Genomic DNA, 6,000 nt, shown 5'->3' with positions numbered 1-6,000 from the left:
TCCGTAACCCGGGCGCCGCCCTCGCCGCACGCTGCCCCGCCGCTCGCGCGGCCGGGCAGCAGATGCCTAGGCGCCCTTCGGTGCCGCCTGCTGGACGACGTCGAACGACCACAGGGTGGAGCCGCTGGCAGCGGGCTTGGGACGCTCGGTGCCGCCCGCGTCGCCGCCCTGGTGGGCGGCCTTCATGGGGCCCTCCATCCAGGCCTGGAAGGACTCCTCGTCCCGCCACCGCGTGTAGACGAGGTAGCTGTCGGTGCCCTCGACGGGGCGGAGGAGTTCGAACCACTCGAACCCGTCCGAGTTCTCCACGGCGTGGGCCCGGGAGGCGAAGCGCTTCTCCAGGGTCTCGCGCTGCTCGGCGGGCACGGCCAGTACGTTGATCTTGACTACGCTCATGCCTCCATCCTGCCGCACGTCGCGGAGCGCACGAGCAGCGCATCGCGCGTGTGCGAGCACGGAACGCGTCACCGGGCCGAACCGGGCCGGGCCGAACGGAACCGGGCCTGGCCCGCCGTATCCGACAGCCCCGGTGTGGTCGGCACGGCGGAGTCCTTCCGGGCGGTCACACCGCCGACGCCCGGCGGGACGGTGGCCGAGTCCGCCCGGTGGCACCGTCGATGCCCGGCCGGACGGCGGCCGAGTCCGCCCGTTTTTTGACGGCCGCCGACGCCCGGCCGGGCAGAGGGCCGAGACCGCCCACGGCAACCCCCGCCACGCCCCGCCCGGGCCCCCTGTGCCCCGGCACAACGCGACCCGGCCCGCACTGTGCACCGGCCTCCCACCCGCCTCATCCCCTGTACGCGGCACCTGGCCGCTGGTGCCATGACCGGCATGCTTCCTGCTTCCCCTCCAACGTCCGGCCCGGGCGCGCCGACCTACCCGCACGCGACGACGGCACCGGAGCGCCGCCCGTGAGTACCGGCGACGGACAGTCGCTCGCCGCCATGGTCTTCCTCGCCTTCGTCGCGGTGTCGCTGCTGCTGTGCGGGCTGGCCGCGGCCGACCTCGACGACCCCGAGCACTTCTACGCGGGCGGCAGTGCCGCGTTCGGCCCGGTCGGCAGCGGGCTCGCGATCGCCGGGGACTACATCTCGGCGGCCACCCTGCTCAGTACGACGGGCTCCGTCGCCCTGGACGGCACCGACGGCATGCTCTTCGCCTGCGCCACGGTCGTCTCGCTCTTCCTCGTCATGCGGATCCTGGGCGAACCCCTGCGCAGGCGCGGCGTGTTCACGCTGGGCGACTTCCTCTCCGACCGGCTCGGAGACCTCTCCGTACGCCGTGCTCTCGGCGTCGCCACGCTCGTCGTGCTCACTCCGCTGCTGCTGGTGCAGCTCTCGACCGCCGGGCACATCATGGCGGCCATGTTCGGCCTCCCGGAGGGCGCGCTCACCGGGTGCACCGTCGCCGGTGGCGCCCTGATGGTCTGCTACGCCGCCTTCGGAGGCATGCGCGGCATCGGCTACGTGCAGATCCTCAAGGTCGGAGTGACCCTGACCGCCGTCCTGCTGCTCGCCGGGCTGGTCCTCGCCCGGTTCGGGTGGTCGCCGCCCGCCCTCTTCGACGCCGCGCAGGACAGCTCGGGGGCGGGCTCCGACTACGCGTTCCCCGGGCTGCACTTCGGTCACTCCCTCACCGGGCGCCTGGACCTGATCAGCTTCGAGGCCACCCTCCTGATCGGCGCGGCCTGTCTGCCGCACCTCACGATGCGGCTGCACCCCCTGCGCGACGCGCGGACCGCTCGGCGGGCGGTCGGCTGGGCGGTGGGACCGGTGGCCGTGGTGTGCGGCGGCGTCGTGATCGCCGGACTCGGCGCCTGCGCCTTGATCGGCCGCGATCCCATCCGTGCGGCGGATCCGGGCGGAGCGACCGCCCTGCTGATGGTGACCGGCGTACTCGACCCGGCCGCCGGGGGAGTCCGGCACAGCATGCTCTTCGCGATCGTCGCCTGCGCCGTGTTCGTCACCACGCTCGCGGCCGTCGCCGGCATCACGCTGGCCGCCGCGTCCAGTCTCGCCCGGGACTTCGGCGGCCGGCCCGCGGACCGGGCGGCGCCCCGCTCGCCCGGCGGCGAGATCCGCAGGGCCCGGGTGGGTATCGTCCTGGTCGGTCTCGTCGCCGTGATCCTGGCGGTGCTTCTTGAGGACCGGGGCCGACTCACCCTGATCTCCCTGTCGTTCACCGTCGCGGCCTCGGTGCTCGCCCCCGTCCTGCTGTACGCGCTGTTCCTGCCCGGCCACACCGCGACCGGGGCGCGGTGGACCGTCTACGGCACGCTGCCGCTGGTCCTGCTGCTGATGGCGGGCTCACCCGCCGTCTCGGGCACGCCCATCGCCCTCTTCCCCGAGCGTGACTTCCACTGGTTCCCGCTCCAGACCCCCGGGTTGGTGACCATCCCCGCGGGCTTCCTGCTCGGTCTCATCGGCCGCGACCGCGACCGCACGCGTGACCGGGCCCGCCCGGCAGGGGGTGACGAGCGGACGATGTCGCTGAGGACGGGAGCGTTTCCGAAATGACGACGTGACCACCACGTCTCCCGTGCCGCCGGTCTCGCCCGCGGCACGGGTCCGCAGGGATCAAGTCGGCAGCCTGTCCATTCGTTCGGGATTCCTTGTCAGTGAGCCCGGTCGCGCATCGGCCCCATGCCTGCGGTCCTGAGCGGAGTTCCGTCCGGGTCGAACGAGTCGTGGAACGTGAAGGCGTGCGGCGCGGAGCCGTGGTGGTGCAGGTGCTCCAGTTTGGTCACCCCGTCCTGCCAGGTGGGGGTCACCCCGTCGGAGACCCACCAGAACACGTAGCCCGGGTGTCCCGTCCTCTCGAACCAGTCGTATCGCCTGTTCAGCGCCTCACGGTGCAGACCGGTGTAGATGGCGTCGAAGGCGGGGCGCACGTCGGTCCAGAGCGAGAGGGTGGCGGCCAGAGCGGTGGTGTCGACCGTACGGCCCTTGTCGTACCACGTCGGTACGGTGAACTCCCCCCACGCACCCCAGTCCGCGTCGAAGTGCGAGCCCCGGTCACCGCCCGCCGCCTCGGCGTGCGCGAGGAATCCGGGGTGCTGACGGATCGTCTGGTAGACGGCCTCACCGACGTCGTAGAACTCGCGCGTCAGAGGCGCGGGATCGGCGAGCGGTGCTTTCAGCACGCCGAAGGTGTACAGCACGAGCTGGGGCATGCGTCTCTCCCTGGTCGGGGGTGCCTGGTGCGGGCCCGGTACGGCGGCTCACTTACGGGGGCGAGGGTTCGCGGCGCGTGACCGGCTCATCCCGTCGAGCGTGGCTGTGCCTGAGGAACTCCTGCGCGACCGAGGGCGATCGCCGAAGGCCAGGTGAAGGTAACCGCCTCCGCGAGCCCTGTCGAAGTTGCCATTTTCCAGTCCAAGTGCCCTCCTGCACCGGTCATTTCGAGGGGTGGGGAGGTGAACGGCGGGCACGCTGAGGCATACCGATGACCACCTCGGCCGATCCGTTCGCCCGCCGAGCCGGTCCGGTCCACCCCTCCCGTTCGACAGCCCCGAGTGTCGCCGAACACCTGGGGTCGAAGAAGAGGGTCTACGGCCACATGACGGGGCAGCGGCCGGGCGTGCGTGCTTGCGTACGTGCACAGGTGGTGCCCCACTCCTCCCATGGACGCTCCCGACGAAGACCGCCGGGCACGGCGCGCACTTCACACCGGAGGTGAGCCGTTCACCCACCGGGTGCTTCGACCAGTCGGTCCCACCGGGTCTCACTCCCTGCCGTGCGGCGCCCGTCGCGCCGAGAATGGCAGGTGAACGGGTCCCGCCCACCATCCGCTTGGGGCGGGGCCCGCTCGCTCTCCGTAACCGAGGCGCACCCACGCCCGGGGCCTGCGTCTCCCGGCGCGAACCCGTCGTCGGTGTCGGTCCCTGCAGGCGTGCCGTTGGGGCGCTCGTCAAAGCGGCGGACAGAAGAGGGGCATGGGATCGGTGAGCCGGGGCAGACGCACCTCAGATGCTCAGGCAGATCACCGAAGGGGTGTCACTGTGTCGATGCCGGATCCGCGCCATGTGAGGACACTGCTCGCCCGTTACGCGAGCGCGCGCATCGCCCTCGCGGAGAAGAGCACGCCGACGTGGCAGCGGGAACTGGAAGACGTGACACGTGCCCTGTGCGCGCTGACCGGCGCGCGTTCCGTCGCCGACGCGATCTCCACCGCCGACGACATCCTCGACCGGCACGCGCGAAAGCAGCGGGCCTCCCGGCTCTCGACGGCCGGGGACGACGCCGCGCTGGCCGCCTGACACCTTCACTTGGCAAGACGCGCTGCTGGCCGCCTGGCCTGCCCCTCCGGGGCGCCGGCCGCCGGGCAGTCTCCCCTCGGCGAGCCGGCACTGATCCGCCGCCAGAGTCGACGTCCCGTTCCGTGTCAGGTTCCCGAGGCTCCGGCAACTGCCCACCTGACAGCGGGACTCGGCCCGGCCGTCGCCGGACCTGACGACGCCCCGTGACGGGGGCCGGCGCCTCATCGGGGCAGACACTGGTTCGGTTGGTGGGCCGGCGGTGGCCGAGGAAGGTCGCGGCTACGCCGACGAAGGCGGAGGAAGTGTCGGCGGACCGGCCACTGAGGCGTGGGCGAAGCCGGGCAGCGCGTCGTCACCGGCTTTCTTCGCCGCGGCCCGGGTCGTTCGGGTGGGACACGAGCGGGGTGACCGTGAGGCTCATCCAAGGGCGCAGCGGCAGGGTGCCCAGAACCTTCTCGTGCAGCTCCTCCTCGTCGTCGGCCCGCCAGATCCCGATGCTGCGCAGTTCACCGACCGGGCGCCATAGCCTTCCGAGGTGGCCGGTCGAGGCGAGCTCGCGGGCGCGGACGGCCTCGGCGGCGCGCCGCCGGTCGACCTCCTCCTGGGTCGTGCCGTCGGGCACGGTGGTGGTGATCTCGACCAGGAACTCCTGCATGATGCTGCTCCGCTCCGTGAGACGTCCGGGCAGGCCCCGGGCGCCGTGAGTGACGGCCTTCGGTCATGCCACCGGCTGGTCGGCCGACGTGTAGACCGGGCCCGGGAAGGTGCCGCGCCCCTCAGCTGCCGACGCGTCCCGCCTGTCGGGTGTCGTCAGACCGCTTCCACTCCCTCATGGTGCGCCCGCCGCCCGCCGCCCGCCGTCCAGCGGACGCCGCGGTCGGCTTCCTCGCTGCCTCCAGACCTGGTACGTCGCCGAGGCGTCGCACCTGAGGTCTACTGGACTTGGTCGCTGGTGGCGTCGCAGCGATGTGGCGCCGAGGTGCAGGCCGTGGTCGACGCGCTGCACGACGGCGTGAAGGACTCGCCCCTCCGCGGCGCCGAATGCCTGGCGGCCTGTCGCACCCGTACCGGTGCGAGGGGGCGTGTCGGTGCCCCGTACCCGCGTCAGTGACGTGTGGGTGCCCCGTACCGGCGTCATGTGTGCGTCGCTGCGAGGCGGTGCCTCGCACCCGGGAGGAGTTCGGTTGCGTGCAGCAGTTCGTGGGTCTTTGACTCTTCTTCCACCGCGCCGTACAGTCACTTAGTAGACCGGTCGCCTACGAGCGCTTCGGGGACGGCGAGGGTGAGGCCGGGCGACGGTTCCGAGACGACAGGAGAGCCCTGATGCACAGCACGACGGACACGGAAGAGATCCTGCGCGGCGTCATCGACCAGTGGAAGGCCGGCGTCGACCAGCACGAACCGCGGCAGGTCGCGTCCCTGTTCACCGAGGACGCGATCTTCCAGGGGCTGCACCCCTACGGTGTCGGACGCCAGGCGATCGCGGACTACTACGGGTCCCAGCCCCTGGGCCTCAAGGCCGACTACCGCGTCCTCGAAACCAGGCGCCTCGCCGACGGCCTCGTCCTCGGCTATCTCGGCGTCGACTTCTCGTTCACCGACCGGCCCACGATCGACGTCAGTCTGAGCATCCTGCTGCGGCGCACGGACGACGGCTGGTCCATCGCCCACTACCAGGTCTCGCGCCTCGGATAGTTCCCTTCGGCCCGGGGTCGGCAGCGACTCGCGGGTCCGGTCGAGTG

Annotated in this window: 6 protein-coding genes; 3 read left to right on the top strand and 3 right to left on the bottom strand. The window is 72.0% G+C overall.

Translation table 11 applies throughout. The features are described 5' to 3' along the window. Positions 1-66: 66 nt before the first annotated feature. The gene (locus tag ACWGIS_RS21440; protein WP_453364027.1) at positions 67-396 is read right to left on the bottom strand and encodes an antibiotic biosynthesis monooxygenase family protein; all 330 of its coding nucleotides are present in this window, start codon (positions 394-396) and stop codon (positions 67-69) included. Positions 397-911: 515 nt separating this feature from the next. Between ACWGIS_RS21440 and ACWGIS_RS21435 the strand changes: the two genes are divergently transcribed. Beyond that, positions 912-2,516 (top strand): sodium/solute symporter, encoded by a 1,605-nt coding sequence (locus tag ACWGIS_RS21435; RefSeq protein WP_453364026.1) that lies wholly within the window; start codon positions 912-914, stop codon positions 2,514-2,516. A 98-nt stretch (positions 2,517-2,614) separates the two neighbouring features. Here the strand turns inward: ACWGIS_RS21435 and ACWGIS_RS21430 are convergent, their stop codons facing one another. After that, the gene (locus ACWGIS_RS21430) at positions 2,615-3,172 is read right to left on the bottom strand and encodes a DUF3291 domain-containing protein (protein WP_453364025.1); all 558 of its coding nucleotides are present in this window, start codon (positions 3,170-3,172) and stop codon (positions 2,615-2,617) included. 834 nt (positions 3,173-4,006) lie between these two features. On the opposite strand from ACWGIS_RS21430, the gene ACWGIS_RS21425 reads away from it, so the two are divergent. Further along, positions 4,007-4,258 (top strand): DUF5133 domain-containing protein, encoded by a 252-nt coding sequence (locus ACWGIS_RS21425; protein WP_453364037.1) that lies wholly within the window; start codon positions 4,007-4,009, stop codon positions 4,256-4,258. A gap of 352 nt (positions 4,259-4,610) precedes the next feature. On the opposite strand, the gene ACWGIS_RS21420 is transcribed toward ACWGIS_RS21425, so the two are convergent. Beyond that, entirely contained in the window at positions 4,611-4,913 is a 303-nt protein-coding gene (locus tag ACWGIS_RS21420) for a muconolactone Delta-isomerase family protein (RefSeq protein WP_453364024.1), read from the bottom strand. Positions 4,914-5,581: 668 nt separating this feature from the next. Here ACWGIS_RS21420 and ACWGIS_RS21415 point away from each other — a divergent pair. After that, the gene (locus ACWGIS_RS21415) at positions 5,582-5,953 is read left to right on the top strand and encodes an SgcJ/EcaC family oxidoreductase (protein ID WP_453364023.1); all 372 of its coding nucleotides are present in this window, start codon (positions 5,582-5,584) and stop codon (positions 5,951-5,953) included. Positions 5,954-6,000 lie beyond the last annotated feature (47 nt).

The sequence above is a fragment of the Streptomyces sp. NPDC054842 genome (genome assembly GCF_053611025.1).
This window is presented reverse-complemented; position numbering and strand designations above follow the sequence as displayed.